Source organism: Nocardioides nitrophenolicus, assembly GCF_016907515.1.
In the GTDB taxonomy this organism is placed as follows: Bacteria; Actinomycetota; Actinomycetes; order Propionibacteriales; family Nocardioidaceae; genus Nocardioides; species Nocardioides nitrophenolicus.
In genome coordinates this window covers 3,345,131-3,358,384 of sequence record NZ_JAFBBY010000001.1, presented here as the reverse complement: position 1 = coordinate 3,358,384, position 13,254 = coordinate 3,345,131, and the positions used below count along the sequence as shown (strand labels likewise).

Genomic DNA, 13,254 nt, shown 5'->3' with positions numbered 1-13,254 from the left:
AGAAAGGGACTCGCACCATGGCTTTCACCAGCTTCATCCCGCAGATCTGGAACGCCGAGATGCTCGTGTCGTTCCGCCAGAACGCCCTCGCGGCCAACTTCACGAACCGCAACTACGAGGGTGACGCCACCAAGGGCAACACCGTCAAGATCAACTCCGCCGCGTCGGTGACCATCACCGACTACAAGGCGGCCGGACGGATCACGACCCCGGAGAACATCAACTCCACCTCCGTCGACCTGCTCATCGACCAGGAGAAGTCGTTCGACTTCAAGGTCCACGACATCGACCGCGCCCAGGCCGCCGGCTCGCTCGGCGTCTACACCACCGACGCCGGCCTCGGTCTCGCCGAGGACGCCGACAAGTTCCTGCTCGCAATGATCTCCGGGTCGGTCACCCACCAGACCGCCTCGACCATCACGACCGGCGACGAGGCGTGGAACATCCTGCGCGACCTGCGCAAGGTGATGAGCAAGAACAAGGTCCCGGTCGCCCAGCGGGTGGTCGCGATCAACGCCGAGTTCGAGGGCCTGCTGCTCGAGGCGTCTTCGAAGATCACCAACGTCGACAAGTCCGGCGTCGCCGAGGGTCTGCGCGAGGCCGTCCTCGGTCGCCTGCTCGGCTTCACCGTCGTGACCTCGGAGAACCTCCCCGTCGTCGCGAAGCCGCAGGCCGTCGCCTGGTACGTGCCCTCGGTCGGGTACGTCTCCCAGATCGACGAGACCGAGGCCATGCGCGACGTGGACTCGTTCGCCGACCGCGTCCGCGGCCTGCACGTCTACGGCGGCAAGGTGCTGCGCGGTGGCGCCGGCGTCGCGGCCTGGACGGCGTCCTGATGGCGCTCGTCAAGGCCCCGAACGGCGACGTCTACGACCTCCCCGAGGCCACCGCCTCGGGGCTGGTCAACGGCCACGAGTCCGAGTGGGAGTACGCCGAGGCCAAGCCGACGCCCGCCAAGAAGACCGCCGCCCGCCCCGCGGCCAACGACCAGTAACGCCCGGCCCCAAGGAGGGAGGTTCGCCATGACGCTCGCACCGCTAGCTGACCCGACGGACCTCCCTCCGGCGTGGGCCGACCATGAGGACGCCGCCAAGGCGCTCGCCGTCGCGTCCTCGGCCATCCGTGACGCCGCCGAGGGTCCGATCGCCGCCACCACCGGCACCGTGACCATCGATGCGCCCGGCGGGACCAAGCTCGCCCTGCCCGGCCCGATCCGCGCCATCACCGCCGTCACCATCGACGGCCGCCCGGTCACCGACTACCGCAACCTCGGCGACGGACTGTGGCGCCGCGGCGGCTGGGGCGACGACCACGCACCCGTCGCCGTTACCGCGACCTTCGGCCTACCCGAGGTCCCCGCCGACATCGCCGAGCTGTGCGTCAGCCTCGCCGTCGCCTGGCTGGAGCACCGCACCGCCGGCGCCAGCAGCACCGCCGGCCTGACCTCGGTGAAGATCGACGACGCCTCCGAGACCTACACCGACGAGGCCGCCAGCCAGATCACGCCGGTGTACATCCCCGAGCTCACCCGAGCCTGGCTCCGCGCCCGGTTCGGCGGCGGGGTCGCCGTCGTGGAGACGCTCTGATGCGCGCCACCGCCCGCCTCGGCGCGATGCAGGCCCGCGCCCAGTCCCTGATGACTCTCACGCTGGCCGCCTACTCCCCCGACGGCAAGACGACCAACCCGGGCGGCTACACCGTCCCGAAGTTCGCCTCTGAGGGCTTGACCTTCGGCCGCGTGCAGGCCACCTCCGGCGGCGACACCACCACCCGCTACATCAAGATCGGCGACGTCGAGCGCCCCGTCATCAAGGGCGGCCTGCAGATCCCGTTGACCGCGAAAGTCCCGGTCGCTGGCGAGCAGCGCGGCACCGGCTGGGAGTACGTCGTCCTCGCGGTCGGCCCCCTCGACGACCTCGCGCTCCTCGGGCGCCGCTACCTCGTCGTCGCCGTCCCCGCGAAGTCCCACGCGACCATGCGTCGCCTCACGGTCGTGGAGGTCTGAGCATGCGCGTCCACGTCGAGCACAGCATCGGTGACCTCGCTGACGACCTGAAGGGGATCGCGACGTCGACTCCGCGGCGCATGGCTGGCGTGGTCCGCGACGCGGCCCAGCGGGGCAACCGCAACGCCAAGGCGTTCGCTTCCGAGCAACACACCATGTTCTCCGACGTGGACGCCGACTACGCCCCGTCGTTCACCGTCGAGCAGATCGCGCCGTTGGTCTACGAGTACGGTCCCGACGCCGCTCTGCCCGAGGGGTCGAAGGCCAGCGGCTACGAGTTTGGGTCGGTCAACCAGGCCAGCCCGCACCGCAACCTCGACCGCTCGGTCGACATCGAGCGGACCGAGTTCCCGATGGACGTGTCCGACGAGATGCGGCTGATCTGGCAGCAGGCAGGTTTCTGATGCCGACCGAGCAGCAGGTCGCCACGGTCGTCCTCGACCTGGTCAACACCGCCCTCTCCGAGCCCGCCGAGGCGTTCGCTCCCGACGAGGTCCCCTCCCCGCGGCCCGCCGAGCACGTCATAGTGACCGTGGTCCGCCGCGCCGGCGGCACCGCGCGCTCGGGGCGCTACGTCACGTCCGGCTGGTCGCTGTACCTGATGGCGGTCTCCCAGGTGTCGGTTGCGAACGCCCGCAACTCGCTGGCCGCCGCCGGCGCCGCGTTGGAGTCGGCCGTCATCGCCGTCGGCGGCGTCACCTCGACCCCGATCCGGTTCGACAGCGCCCGAGCCGTCGCGCCGGATGACAGCTGGTTCTCGGGCGTCAACGTCTACAACTTCGCGCTCTAGGAGGAGCCATGCCCAACCCCTACCTCGCCGCCGCTCTGCGCGAGCAGGACGCCAAGCGCCCGAAGCCCGCGGCGAAGCCGGCCGCGAAGAAGGCGGCCACCAAGAAGACGACCGCGAGCAGGAAGCCCGCGGCGAAGAAGGCCGCCGCGCCGGCCGCCATCACGAACGCCGACAAGGAGTCCTGACATGCCCATCTCCCTGCCCCCGGTCGAGAAGAGCCTCGGCCGCAAGGTCGTCGTGTTCTGCGACACCCCGCCCGCCGCGCCCACCGGCATCCCGACCCTGACCGAGGTCAACGCCGGCCTCCAGGCGTCCCTGCACCTCTACACGCCGTTCAACGTCACCCCCGACCAGTCCACCGGCCAGGGCCCCCGCAAGCTCGGCGCCAAGACGGTCCCGACCGAGAACGGCCTGGTCACCTACCCCGCGGTCGACGTGCAGGGCTCCTACCTGCCGCAGAAGCTCGGCACCCCGGGCGCGGTCGGCAACGAGGTCTACGAGATGTTCAAGGCCGCCGAGGCCGCCGGGGACAAGATCACCGCCGTGGTCTTCGACGCCATCGACGGCGACATCTCCCCGATCCCCACGGGCGCGGTCGGCGACGTCTACCTCACCGAGCCGGGCGTGATCCGCAAGGGCCAGACCGGCGACGGCGAGTTCGACCACGTGGCCTTCAACTGCTCGCTGGTCATCTCCGGCGGCGAGGCCGTCGCGGTCGACCACGTCTTCACCACCTGACCCGCCTGACCCCATCTCGAGCACCCTCGCGCCCGCGCTGCCGAGTCGCGGGCGCGAGGGGATCACTCGGCTCACTCGGCCCAGCAAGGAGATCTCCATGTCCAAGTCCCTGTCCGACCTGCTCGCCGACAGCGCCCCGGCACCGCTGCCCAAGGCGAGCCTGACGGTCACCCTCATCGAGGGCCAGCACATCCTCGACGAGATCGCCGAGCTCGACGAGCGGCTCCAGGACGCGGTCGCCGCGTCCCGGCGCACCAACGCGTCCGGCGAGCGCACCGGGCCGCCGCGCAAGGCCGGCGAGACCGCCCCCGACATCGCCGCCATCGGCAAGCAGAGCGAGGACGCCCTGGCACGGCTGGCCGCCTTCCAGGTCAAGATCGGCCTCACCGGCACCTCGTCGGGCGAGTGGCACCGCTGGAAGGACGAGCACCCGCCCCGCAAGGAGTCCGCCGGGGACATCAACGTCACCCACGGCTGGTGCAACTCCGTCGACCTGTTCGACGACCTCGGCAAGTACGTCTCGCACTGGGACGGCGCCGAGGTCCCCGAGGGCGCGTGGGACGCCAAGCTCGCCGAGAAGGTCACCTACGCCGACCGCCGAGCCCTGACGACCAAGGTCGTCGAGATGTTCGAGCAGGGCGTGAACCGCGTCCCTTTCTCGTCGAGCGGATCATCTACGACCGAGGATTCCGCGACCGCCTGAACCTCGCGCGGTCGCTGAACATCAGCGACAAGCGCCTGCTCGGCTGGACGCCCACCGAGCGCCACGACCACTACGACCCCGACGGCAACCCGACCGGGTACACGATCATCACCCGCGAGCCCGAGTGGGACGACGTCGAGCGGGCCAAGATGCTCGCCCTGGTCGAGTACGACGCCGGGATGTGCGAGTGCGGCATGCACCAGTCCATCGCCGACACCGACCCGGACCTGGACATGGGCTCGCGGATCTGCCCCTCGTGCCGGGCGATCGCCCGCAACCTCCGCGTCATCGCCGAGAGCGACGAGCAGGTCATGCGCGAGCTGTACGGCGACAAGAAGCCACCCGCCGACGCGGCCCGTCCCGAAGACGGCCGCCACTTCACCCTGCGCGCCAAGAGCGCCCAGCCGTCCGACACCAGTTCCTGACGCCGGCACCTGAACGCCGGTCCTGACGCGCGAGAGGCGGTGGTCCGGTGGCAGTCCGTCACGAGTCGGTGCGGCTCGAGCTCAACGACGCCGGGTTCAGCACGAAGATGGCGAAGAACGCCGCCGCCACGGCGATGCTGGCCAAGGAGCTGGACCACCTCGACGGGACGTCGGTCGACACCGCCCGCGACACCGACGCCCTCGGCAAGTCGGTCGACCGGACCACGAAGTCGACCAAGGAGTACAGCCTCGAGACCGCGGTCGCCGAGGAGCGCACCAACCGCTTCCGCAAGGGGCTGCGCGAGCAGGCCAAGGCCGCCATCGACGCCGAGCAGGGCATCGACCGGCTCAGCGACTCCGCTGTGCGAGGCGGCCGGGCGATCGACCAGTACTCCGGGCGCCTGGGGATCCTGCTGCGCGGCTTCGCGGTCCTCGGCCCCACCCTCGCGCCGATCGCCACCGTCGGTGTCGCCGGTGTCGCCGGCCTGGCCTCCCAGCTCGGGTTCGCCGCCACCGGCGCCCTCTCGCTCGTGGTCGCCGCCCAGGGGGTCGGGGACGCGCTCAAGGCCGTCAACGAGGCCGCCCTGGAGCCCACCACCGCAAACCTGGAGAAGGCCCGCGAGGCGATGTCCCGCCTCGGGCCCGAGGCGCAGGCGTTCGTCACCCGGTTCCAGGAGATCCGGCCCGCGCTGACCGACATCCGCGACGCCGCCGCCGCCGGCTGGTTCCCCGGACTCACCGAGTCGCTGACCGAACTGGAGGACATCGCTCCCGAGGTCGCGACGTTGTTCAACGAGATCGGCACCGTCGGCGGGAATCTCGTCGCAGAGGGCGCTGCGGCATTCGCTGGCCCCGAATGGGCCGACTTCCGGCACTTCGTCGCGATGGAGGCCCCGAAGGCACTCAACGACCTGGGGCACACGCTCGGCAACGTCGCCAAGGGACTCGCCGAGCTCTGGATGGCCTTCGGCCCGCTGAACTCCTCGTTCTCGTCCTGGCTCCTCGACGCCTCCCGCGGATTCGCCGACTGGGCCGAGGGCCTCTCGCAGACCGAAGGGTTCGCCGAGTTCGTCGACTACGTGCAGACCAACGGACCCAAGGTCGCCGACGCCGTGGTGGCAATCGCCAACGCGGTGCTTCAGATCGCGGAGGCCGCCGCCCCTCTGGGCGGCCCCGTCCTCGATGCGCTGACCTCGTTCGCCAACCTCATCGCCGACATCGCAGACTCGCCGCTCGGCACACCGATCATGACCGCGGTCGCCGCCATGTCAGCGCTGTCGCTGGCAACGAACGTGGCCACCGCCGCGACCCTGCGCCTCAAGGCCGCCCAGGCGGCACTCGGCATGGGCGGCGCTGGCGCGGCAGCCAAGGGCAAGGGCGCCCTGCTCGGCGGCCCCGGCGGCGTCGCTCTGGCCGGCTACCTCGGCAACGAGTTCGTCAGCTCACAAGGCGAGAAGGCCCAGGACAACACCTTCGATGTCAACTTCGGCAACTCCTCGCCCCTGAACGCCATCAAGGCGTTGACCTCCTGGGACGCGGACAAGTTCGTTGGCAGCGACATCGTCAAGCGGATCTTCACCGGCCCCGACGTCAAGAACGTCGAGGACATGGGATTCGCCGCAATGGCCGCCCGCGGCGCGTTCGATGCCCTGACCACCAGCGTCACCGAGACCGAGGCTGCTGCGGCCGACCTCCAGGCGCGGTTCACCAGCCTGAGCGAGGTACTAACCAAGCAGGGCGCGTTCGACGCCTACCAGGCATCTCTCGACAGCCTGACCGAGTCGGTCAAGCGCAATGGGCAGACGCTCGACGCGAACACTGAGGCGGGCCGCGAGAACCGCGAGAACCTCAACCTGATCGCGGAGCGGGCTGCTCAGTACGCCGAGACCCTCGAAGGGGCTGACCGAAAGCGCTACCTGCAGGGCGCCATTCAGGACTTCAAGGAGGCGGCCGAGAAGGCTGGCGGTCTCGACCGTCGCGCTCGCGAGGTTCTGCGTGGTCTACGCGACCTGGCCAAGGTCAAGGTCGACCCGAAGATCAACGTCGACACCGCTGCGGCCAAGGCCGCGCTCCAGTCGTTCAAGGCGCAGCTCGCCGACATCCATGACAAGAAGATCACCGTCTCCACGACGTTCCGCAACTTCTTCGACGGCCCCGCAGGCGCGGGGGCAAAGAAGACGCCCAAGGTGCCCCAGATCCCCGGCATGCAGGTCCCCGGCGTCGGCGCAGATGGCACCACCGTTCCCAAGACGGGTCTCCCCTATGCCGACCGCCATCTGTACCTCCTGGCTGACGGGGAGCGTGTCACCTCCAATCGGCACGGACAGGTCGACAACAGCCCCAAGGCCCTCGATCTCATCAACCGCGGCCTGCTCAACGACCGCATCCTCGGACTCGCGAACGGCGGCACGACGGGCAAGCAGTCGAAGAACCTCGGCTCCTCGCTCGTGCCGACTGGCCCCCAGCGCGGCGACTCGATCCTGGGCCTGCACATGGCCGCCAATGGCGCTTACATCGCGCTGACGGACTGGATCAAGGAGCTCGAGAAGTCCCGGGACACCCTCCAGTCCGAGAACGACGCTCGTCAGTCGCTCATCACGGAGCTCGGCGACACGATCGGCAGCAGATTCACCACGGCGCTGTTCGGCAACACCGACCCCTGGTCGGCCGGCGGGTCACTCGCCGATGCGATCGGGATCCTGAATGGCGACACCGCCGCAGCCAACGCGTTCACCGGCAACGTCGGTCGCCTCCAGGCCCTGGGGCTCGATGACCCGGGCGCCCTGAACGCCCTGCTCTCGCAGGCCGACGCCGCGACCATCGCCAACATCGCAGCCACCGCGACACCCGAGGTCATCGCCCAGTACGAGGCGTCGTTCCAGGCCCGCCAGACGGCGGTGACCAACGCGCAGAACGTCGCGATGGCTGCACAGACGGCCACGTTGGTGGCCGCCCAGGCCGCCACGACGGCGAAGCTCGATCAGGTCGTGGCCGAGATCAAGCGGCTCCAGGGCGTGACCCAGGACGTCGGCCCCTCGGCCGGCAAGGCGACCGGAAGCGCGCTGAAGAAGTCCACAGGCAAGGGCGCTCGGAACATCAAGAAGGGCGGGAAGTGATGACCCAGGATCTGGCACTCCGGCTCGGCGACATCGACCTGACGAGCGGGGAGCCGACCGACGAGGGCTGGCTGATCGAGACCATGGTCGACGGGACCAGCCTGGGCAACCCGAAGGCGCTGCGGGAGTTCGTCAAGAGCCTGTTCGTGGACGGGTCGCTGTCGGTGCTGCAGGGCACGGACAACCGGGAGCCGGAGTTCAGCCTTCGGGTGTCGGCGCCGGAGGCGATCGCTGGCCCGGCGCTCGCCGCTGCGGAGAAGGCGCTACAGCTCGCGACGCGGGTCAAGCCGCGCCCGGCTCCGCTGGTCTACGTCCCGCCGGCGACGGACTCGGCGACCACGGTGTTCGACGTCGAGGCGGCCGACCTGGCCCGCGACACCGGCGAGGGCTGGGACCGCGAGGAGGTGATGCGGGAGTACCGGTACTACACGCTGTCGTTGTCGTGCTGGCCGTGGGTGCGACCGGAGACGACGGTGGTGGTGCCTGCGATCCCGGTCCCTCCGGACCCGGGCGGCGCCGCGACGATCGTCGTCATCGACACCTGCGACTCGAAGGTCGGGTGGACCGACGGCGAGGGCGGAACCTCCGACGTCGGGCAAGGCCCCGGATGGCTCTACTCGACTGGCTCGGGCGCCTCGAACGACTACGCCTACGAGCTGAGGCGCACCGGCACTGTCGCGATGGGCGCCACGCCTTACATTCGCGTCACTGCGATCACTGCCTACTCTGGGACTCCAACCACCCCGCGGGCCATCTTCACCGGCGCCGGTGGCGCCATGACCGCAGAGCTGTTCCCGATCGCATCGGAGCCCTCCGCGTTTGGCGGGCTGTGGGTGGACTACTACTTCCAGCCGGGGTTCGCGACCGTCGAGAAACTGGCGGTGAAGGTTCCTTGGGGTCCGCCGTGGTCGGAGAACGTGGGGCTGTCGATCACCCACGTCGCCCGCACCGACACGATCGGCGACAAGGCCAACAGCACGCTGCGCCAGCAGCGGCGCACCGCGAACATCATCGGCTCGGCGCCCACCCAGGCCGAGATCCGGCTCTACGACGCCACCCCGGGCCCGCTGGGCGCCGACATCCTGGTCTACACCTCGCAGAACCCGCTGTGGCAGCCGCCGCTGCGCAAGTGGCTCGCGGCGTCCTCGGCAGTTACCGCCGACGCCACGATGGTCTCGGGCGGCCGGAACACCATGGCCACGACCATGAAGTTCCTGATCCCGGCGAACCTGCTGACCGAGGGCACCTACTCGCTGCTCGCGAAGATGAACGTCACCACCGCCGGCACCCTGAACTGGGCCACCCGGATCGTGTCTTCGACCGGCGCGGCGACCGTCGGGTCCTCGATCACCCAGTCCGGGTCGATCGCGCTCGGCGTGACCGGCGGCCAGAAGGTGCTCAACCTCGCGGCCATGCTCCTCCCGCCGGTGGCGGCCGAGGGCGACCAGATGGTCGAGCTCACCCTGACCGGGACCGCGAACATGACGTTCGACGAGGGCTGGCTGTGCTCGCAGACCGACGGCGTGCTGACCTGGATCCCGGACACCGACTCCCTGACCTGGATCGAGATCCGCTCCCCCGAGATCGGCTCGGACCGGCCCACCATCTACGGCGGCACCGGCGCGCTGGGCACCAACCCGGTGTGCATCGACTGGAAGGCCGCCGCCGTCCCCGGGTTCGGGGCCTGTGGCCAGCACATCACCGAGCCCGGGCTGATGCAGGTCTTCACGATCTGCACCACCTCGCTGGTCTCCCAGTCGGTGCTGGAGTTCTACCCGCGCTACCACTCCCACGTCCTCACCGAGGCCGCCTGATGAGCCGCCCGATGGCCCGGCTGATGGGTGTGGTGGTCGGCGGATGATGCGCACGACCGCGACCCGACCGGAGCTCCGGATCGGGGGCTACCGCCTGTCCGCGATCGTCCCGCACTGGGACTCCCTCAAGCACTCCAGCCGGCCCAACGGCGACTGGGAGCTGTCATTCCGGATCGCGGCCGACGCTCACTGGCGCCACCCCGCGCTCACCAAGCGGGCCCTGACGGACCTGATGTACGGGCCGACCTGCCTGTTCGCCGGCTCAATGTCCGAGCCGAACTGGGACGACGGGTCGATGACCGTCATCGGCGCCTCCCGCGAGGCCGACGACGCGATCGCGCTCGACGCCGCGGGCAACGCCTCGACGAAGCCGAACGAGGTCATCGACGCCGCGATCGCCCGCGGTGCCCTGTCGTGGACCCGGGTCGGGGACTTCGGCAACACCCCGATGGGCGAGACCACCGGCGGGCTGGTCAAGCTCCGCTCCGTGCTCGACGCCTGGGCGCAGAAGACCGGGAAGACCTGGCACGTCAACGCTCGCCGGCAGCTCATCATCATCGAGCCCTCCGAGGCCGCGCCTTCGTGGCTGGTCACCCCCGGCTCCGGGGTCCTCGGCGCCGCCGGTGACCAGCAGGTCGACGTCGTGTTCGTCCGGTTCATCAACGCGGCCACCGGTCGGCGGGACTCGGCGTGGTACCCGTCGACCTCGCCGGTCCGGCCCAACGAGGAGCCGACCGACCTCACCGGCCGTGGCGCCATGACCGCGGCCGACGCGACCACGACCGCGCAGAACATCTGGGCCGAGATGCAGGGCCGCCCCGGATGGGTCAACCGGCTGTCCCTGCACCACGGCGTCATCACCAACCTCGGCGGCACCAAGGCCGACTGCGCCACCGTCCGGGCCCCGCAGGCCATGGTCCTGCGCGACGTCCGCGACACCCGCGGCCTCGCGCTGAACACCGCGATCATCCTCGACGAGGCCGAGTACGACTGGGACGACGACGACCTCACCGCCACCCCCCGCGGCCTCGCTGCCCGCGACCCCGAGGCAGCTCTCGAGCAGGTCGGCAACCTCGCCGTCGACGCCATGGCGGCCGCGACCGCTGGACGCTCCGGGGACACCGGATGGATCACTGTCACGACGTTCCAGAACGGCTGGACCCACTTCGACGCACCCCGCCCCGTCCAGTACCGCCGCATCGGGACCCGCGTCCAACTGCGTGGCTTCATGCGCTCCGGGGCGATCAACGCGGTCGCGTTCACCCTGCCCGCCGGCTTCCGCCCGGTCGCGCGCCTGTACGCCGACCACGCCTGGCCTGTCATGTCGAACGGCAACGCGCTCGGCGTGGTCTCGGCCGACGGCAGCAACGGCAACTTCGTCCCCGTGGCCGGGGACCCGGCCTGGATCGACCTATCCCCGATCACCTACCTCGTCGACTGAGAGGCCGACCCGATGACCGACACCACCCAGGCCGCCCTCCTCGGAGCCGGAGCCGTGTGCGGCGCCCTCCTCGCGATCCTCGGCCTCCTCGCAGCAATCTGGAAGGTCGCGCTCCCGTGGCTGCGCGAGCAGATCGTCAAGCCCGTCCAGGTCACCCGCGATCACGTCGCGAACTCCCACCAGACCAACCTGCGCGCCGACATCGACGCCCTCGCCGCCCAGATCGCCGAGGTCAAGACCACCGGCGACGACACCTCGCGCGCGGTCGCGCGGATCGGCGGCCAGCTCGACGCCCACCTCATCAGCGCATCCACCACCGACGCCGCCGTCCACGCCCGGCTCGTAGCGCTGGAGACCCGACAGGAGAACACCTGATGTACCGCGAGGCCAAGTCCCTCAAGACCCTGCTCGCCGAGATCAACGCCGCCGCCCCGCGGCGCTCGACCGCCTCCGACGGATGGATCGGCGACGATGCCCACGCCACCCGCGAGTCCGACCACAACCCCTGGGTCATCGACGACAAGGGCGTCGGTGTGGTCCGGGCCCGCGACTTCACCCACGACCCCGTTGGCGGCCTCGACTGCAACGAGCTCGCCCGACGCCTCGTCGCGCTCATGCTCAAGGGCACCCACCCCGCGCTCCGGTCGGGCGCCTACGTCATCTGGAACGGCGCGATCTTCTCCTACGACCGCCGCGCCGAGGGCTGGCGCGTCTACCGCGGCACCAACCCGCACACCAAGCACCTGCACCTCTCGGTCGCCACCGCCGCCTTCGGCTACGACTCGACCGCGCCCTGGGGCGTCATGGCGCTCCTGCAGCTCCCGAAGCGCGTGATCCGGTTCCTCGCCGAGGCCAAGCGCGAGATCCAGCGCCTGCGCGCCGCCCGCGCCGCTGCGATCACCCACGGCGAGAACCCCGAGCCGTACACCACCGCGATCAAGAAGACCCGCGCCGCGCGCCGGGCCGCGAAGCGAGCGGCGAAGCGATGAGCGCCGCGGTCGCTGAGTTCTCCGGCCGGCTCCGGTGGCTGGCCACCCAGCTCGCTGTGCTCGGTCCTCTCGCCGCCGTGGCGCCGAGCCTGGACGTGTTCCACGGCAACATCGCCGGGCGCCGCAAGGTCCGCCGGATCCGTCGCCGGATGCGCAAGCACAAGGACGACGTCCTCATCCTCACCGAGGCGTACAACGCCCGGCCCTACCTGAAGCGGTGGGCCGAGCGGTTCGGCTACGAGCTGCGCCACGCCACCCGGGCCAAGCACGGACCCGAGGGACCCGACGTCGCGGTCCTCGTCCGGCACGGGATCGAGATCCTCGACTACGAACTCGTCGAGATGACGAAGGAGTGGTGGGGCCCGTTCCGCTACCCACACTCGCGGAAGAAGCCGCGCCTGGTCCCGGTGCTCACCCTGCGCAAGGCCGGCATGATCTACGTCGTCATCGGGATGCACGCACCGTCCGGCGGTCCGAAGGGCGGCACCAGCACCCGCGGCCGGAACGCGCCCGCCTGGGCCGAGTACGCCGACCACGTCCGCCACGTCCTGACCGGCGTCGTGCGGGGCGCTGCGGTCGGCGACGGGAACGCCAAGGGCGCCGAGCTGCGCGAGCACATGATGCCCGCCGACGGCCAGGTCGCCATGGCCTCCGGCGTCGACGGCGTGGTGGCCAAGGGCCTGCGCATCGCCCTGCGCCGGCTCCGGTCCCCGCTCGGGATGCACGGCTGGTTCCGCGCCCGACTCACCCCGATCGCCAACTGACCTCCCAGCTTCGCCAAGGATTGGAGCAACACCATGACCGAGCTCGTCCCCGACAAGACCAAGATCGCCGCCAAGCGCGGCTTCCTCCGCACCACCGCTCAGTCCTACGGCGCGACCCTGACCACCGGCATCTCGGCCTCGGTCGTGCTCGGCGTCGTGACCGGCGAGGTCCAGCTCATCCCGACCCTGGTCACGATGGCCGTCTCGCTGGTCGCCCCGGTCGTGGCCGGCGCGGCGTCGTACTTCTCGATCCTCGGCGACGGCATCCCCGAGGACTACACCGGCGAGACCGAGTAGGTCCCGTGCTCCCCGCCCGGGCTCTGCTCGAGGTGCCCGGCCTGCTGCTGGGCCCGGTCGTCTGCCGGATCACCGGCCGCCACCGCCCGTACTCGTTCCGCCACCACGCCGCCCCGGCGTTCCGGATCTGCCTGCGTTGCAGCCGGACCCTCCGCTGACCCCGAGGAGCCTC

General features: G+C 70.5%; 18 protein-coding genes. All 18 read left to right on the top strand.

The window, feature by feature from the left end; translation table 11 throughout:
- The first annotated feature begins 17 nt into the window (after nucleotides 1-17).
- Entirely contained in the window at nucleotides 18-836 is an 819-nt protein-coding gene (locus tag JOD66_RS16395; protein WP_204837919.1) for a phage major capsid protein, read from the top strand.
- Nucleotides 836-994: a hypothetical protein gene (locus tag JOD66_RS16390; protein WP_204837918.1), complete on the top strand. Its 159-nt coding sequence runs from the start codon at nucleotides 836-838 to the stop codon at nucleotides 992-994. Before JOD66_RS16395 ends, JOD66_RS16390 begins: the two co-directional genes overlap by 1 nt.
- Before the next feature lie 28 nt (nucleotides 995-1,022).
- Nucleotides 1,023-1,586 carry a hypothetical protein gene (locus JOD66_RS16385; RefSeq protein ID WP_204837917.1) on the top strand — a complete coding sequence of 188 codons (564 nt, stop codon included), beginning with the start codon at nucleotides 1,023-1,025 and terminating at the stop codon, nucleotides 1,584-1,586.
- A complete protein-coding gene (locus JOD66_RS16380; RefSeq protein ID WP_204837916.1) occupies nucleotides 1,586-2,005 on the top strand; it encodes a DUF6093 family protein in 420 nt (139 codons plus the stop codon). Before JOD66_RS16385 ends, JOD66_RS16380 begins: the two co-directional genes overlap by 1 nt.
- Nucleotides 2,006-2,007: 2 nt before the next feature.
- Entirely contained in the window at nucleotides 2,008-2,409 is a 402-nt protein-coding gene (locus JOD66_RS16375) for a hypothetical protein (RefSeq protein ID WP_204837915.1), read from the top strand.
- Nucleotides 2,409-2,795: a hypothetical protein gene (locus JOD66_RS16370; protein ID WP_204837914.1), complete on the top strand. Its 387-nt coding sequence runs from the start codon at nucleotides 2,409-2,411 to the stop codon at nucleotides 2,793-2,795. Before JOD66_RS16375 ends, JOD66_RS16370 begins: the two co-directional genes overlap by 1 nt.
- Nucleotides 2,796-2,803: 8 nt before the next feature.
- Complete coding sequence (locus JOD66_RS16365; RefSeq protein ID WP_204837913.1) at nucleotides 2,804-2,980, top strand: hypothetical protein; 177 nt, start codon at nucleotides 2,804-2,806, stop codon at nucleotides 2,978-2,980.
- A gap of 1 nt (nucleotide 2,981) precedes the next feature.
- A complete protein-coding gene (locus tag JOD66_RS16360; RefSeq protein ID WP_204837912.1) occupies nucleotides 2,982-3,533 on the top strand; it encodes a hypothetical protein in 552 nt (183 codons plus the stop codon).
- Between the two features lie 97 nt (nucleotides 3,534-3,630).
- Nucleotides 3,631-4,236: a hypothetical protein gene (locus JOD66_RS16355; protein ID WP_204837911.1), complete on the top strand. Its 606-nt coding sequence runs from the start codon at nucleotides 3,631-3,633 to the stop codon at nucleotides 4,234-4,236.
- Between the two features lie 149 nt (nucleotides 4,237-4,385).
- Nucleotides 4,386-4,661, top strand: coding sequence for a hypothetical protein (locus tag JOD66_RS16350; protein WP_204837910.1), 276 nt, complete (start codon nucleotides 4,386-4,388; stop codon nucleotides 4,659-4,661).
- Between the two features lie 47 nt (nucleotides 4,662-4,708).
- A complete protein-coding gene (locus JOD66_RS16345) occupies nucleotides 4,709-7,777 on the top strand; it encodes a hypothetical protein (RefSeq protein ID WP_204837909.1) in 3,069 nt (1,022 codons plus the stop codon).
- Entirely contained in the window at nucleotides 7,777-9,591 is a 1,815-nt protein-coding gene (locus JOD66_RS16340) for a hypothetical protein (protein WP_204837908.1), read from the top strand. Before JOD66_RS16345 ends, JOD66_RS16340 begins: the two co-directional genes overlap by 1 nt.
- Before the next feature lie 43 nt (nucleotides 9,592-9,634).
- A complete protein-coding gene (locus tag JOD66_RS16335; protein ID WP_204837907.1) occupies nucleotides 9,635-11,032 on the top strand; it encodes a hypothetical protein in 1,398 nt (465 codons plus the stop codon).
- A gap of 12 nt (nucleotides 11,033-11,044) precedes the next feature.
- A complete protein-coding gene (locus tag JOD66_RS16330; protein ID WP_204837906.1) occupies nucleotides 11,045-11,407 on the top strand; it encodes a hypothetical protein in 363 nt (120 codons plus the stop codon).
- Nucleotides 11,407-12,021, top strand: coding sequence for a hypothetical protein (locus JOD66_RS16325; RefSeq protein ID WP_204837905.1), 615 nt, complete (start codon nucleotides 11,407-11,409; stop codon nucleotides 12,019-12,021). The genes JOD66_RS16330 and JOD66_RS16325 overlap by 1 nt, the downstream gene beginning before the upstream one ends.
- On the top strand, nucleotides 12,018-12,785 hold the full coding sequence (locus JOD66_RS16320; protein ID WP_204837904.1) for a hypothetical protein: 768 nt from the start codon (nucleotides 12,018-12,020) through the stop codon (nucleotides 12,783-12,785). The genes JOD66_RS16325 and JOD66_RS16320 overlap by 4 nt, the downstream gene beginning before the upstream one ends.
- A gap of 33 nt (nucleotides 12,786-12,818) precedes the next feature.
- Nucleotides 12,819-13,082, top strand: coding sequence for a hypothetical protein (locus JOD66_RS16315; RefSeq protein WP_204837903.1), 264 nt, complete (start codon nucleotides 12,819-12,821; stop codon nucleotides 13,080-13,082).
- A 5-nt stretch (nucleotides 13,083-13,087) separates the two neighbouring features.
- Nucleotides 13,088-13,240: a hypothetical protein gene (locus JOD66_RS16310; protein WP_204837902.1), complete on the top strand. Its 153-nt coding sequence runs from the start codon at nucleotides 13,088-13,090 to the stop codon at nucleotides 13,238-13,240.
- Nucleotides 13,241-13,254 lie beyond the last annotated feature (14 nt).

Bases quoted from the DNA above. Each gene is read 5' to 3' on its own strand.
- JOD66_RS16395 (WP_204837919.1), top strand. From the start codon at position 18: ATGGCTTTCACCAGCTTCATCCCGCAGATCTGGAACGCCGAGATGCTC.
- JOD66_RS16390 (WP_204837918.1), top strand. From the start codon at position 836: ATGGCGCTCGTCAAGGCCCCGAACGGCGACGTCTACGACCTCCCCGAG.
- JOD66_RS16385 (WP_204837917.1), top strand. From the start codon at position 1,023: ATGACGCTCGCACCGCTAGCTGACCCGACGGACCTCCCTCCGGCGTGG.
- JOD66_RS16380 (WP_204837916.1), top strand. From the start codon at position 1,586: ATGCGCGCCACCGCCCGCCTCGGCGCGATGCAGGCCCGCGCCCAGTCC.
- JOD66_RS16375 (WP_204837915.1), top strand. From the start codon at position 2,008: ATGCGCGTCCACGTCGAGCACAGCATCGGTGACCTCGCTGACGACCTG.
- JOD66_RS16370 (WP_204837914.1), top strand. From the start codon at position 2,409: ATGCCGACCGAGCAGCAGGTCGCCACGGTCGTCCTCGACCTGGTCAAC.
- JOD66_RS16365 (WP_204837913.1), top strand. From the start codon at position 2,804: ATGCCCAACCCCTACCTCGCCGCCGCTCTGCGCGAGCAGGACGCCAAG.
- JOD66_RS16360 (WP_204837912.1), top strand. From the start codon at position 2,982: ATGCCCATCTCCCTGCCCCCGGTCGAGAAGAGCCTCGGCCGCAAGGTC.
- JOD66_RS16355 (WP_204837911.1), top strand. From the start codon at position 3,631: ATGTCCAAGTCCCTGTCCGACCTGCTCGCCGACAGCGCCCCGGCACCG.
- JOD66_RS16350 (WP_204837910.1), top strand. From the start codon at position 4,386: ATGCTCGCCCTGGTCGAGTACGACGCCGGGATGTGCGAGTGCGGCATG.
- JOD66_RS16340 (WP_204837908.1), top strand. From the start codon at position 7,777: ATGACCCAGGATCTGGCACTCCGGCTCGGCGACATCGACCTGACGAGC.
- JOD66_RS16335 (WP_204837907.1), top strand. From the start codon at position 9,635: ATGATGCGCACGACCGCGACCCGACCGGAGCTCCGGATCGGGGGCTAC.
- JOD66_RS16330 (WP_204837906.1), top strand. From the start codon at position 11,045: ATGACCGACACCACCCAGGCCGCCCTCCTCGGAGCCGGAGCCGTGTGC.
- JOD66_RS16325 (WP_204837905.1), top strand. From the start codon at position 11,407: ATGTACCGCGAGGCCAAGTCCCTCAAGACCCTGCTCGCCGAGATCAAC.
- JOD66_RS16320 (WP_204837904.1), top strand. From the start codon at position 12,018: ATGAGCGCCGCGGTCGCTGAGTTCTCCGGCCGGCTCCGGTGGCTGGCC.
- JOD66_RS16315 (WP_204837903.1), top strand. From the start codon at position 12,819: ATGACCGAGCTCGTCCCCGACAAGACCAAGATCGCCGCCAAGCGCGGC.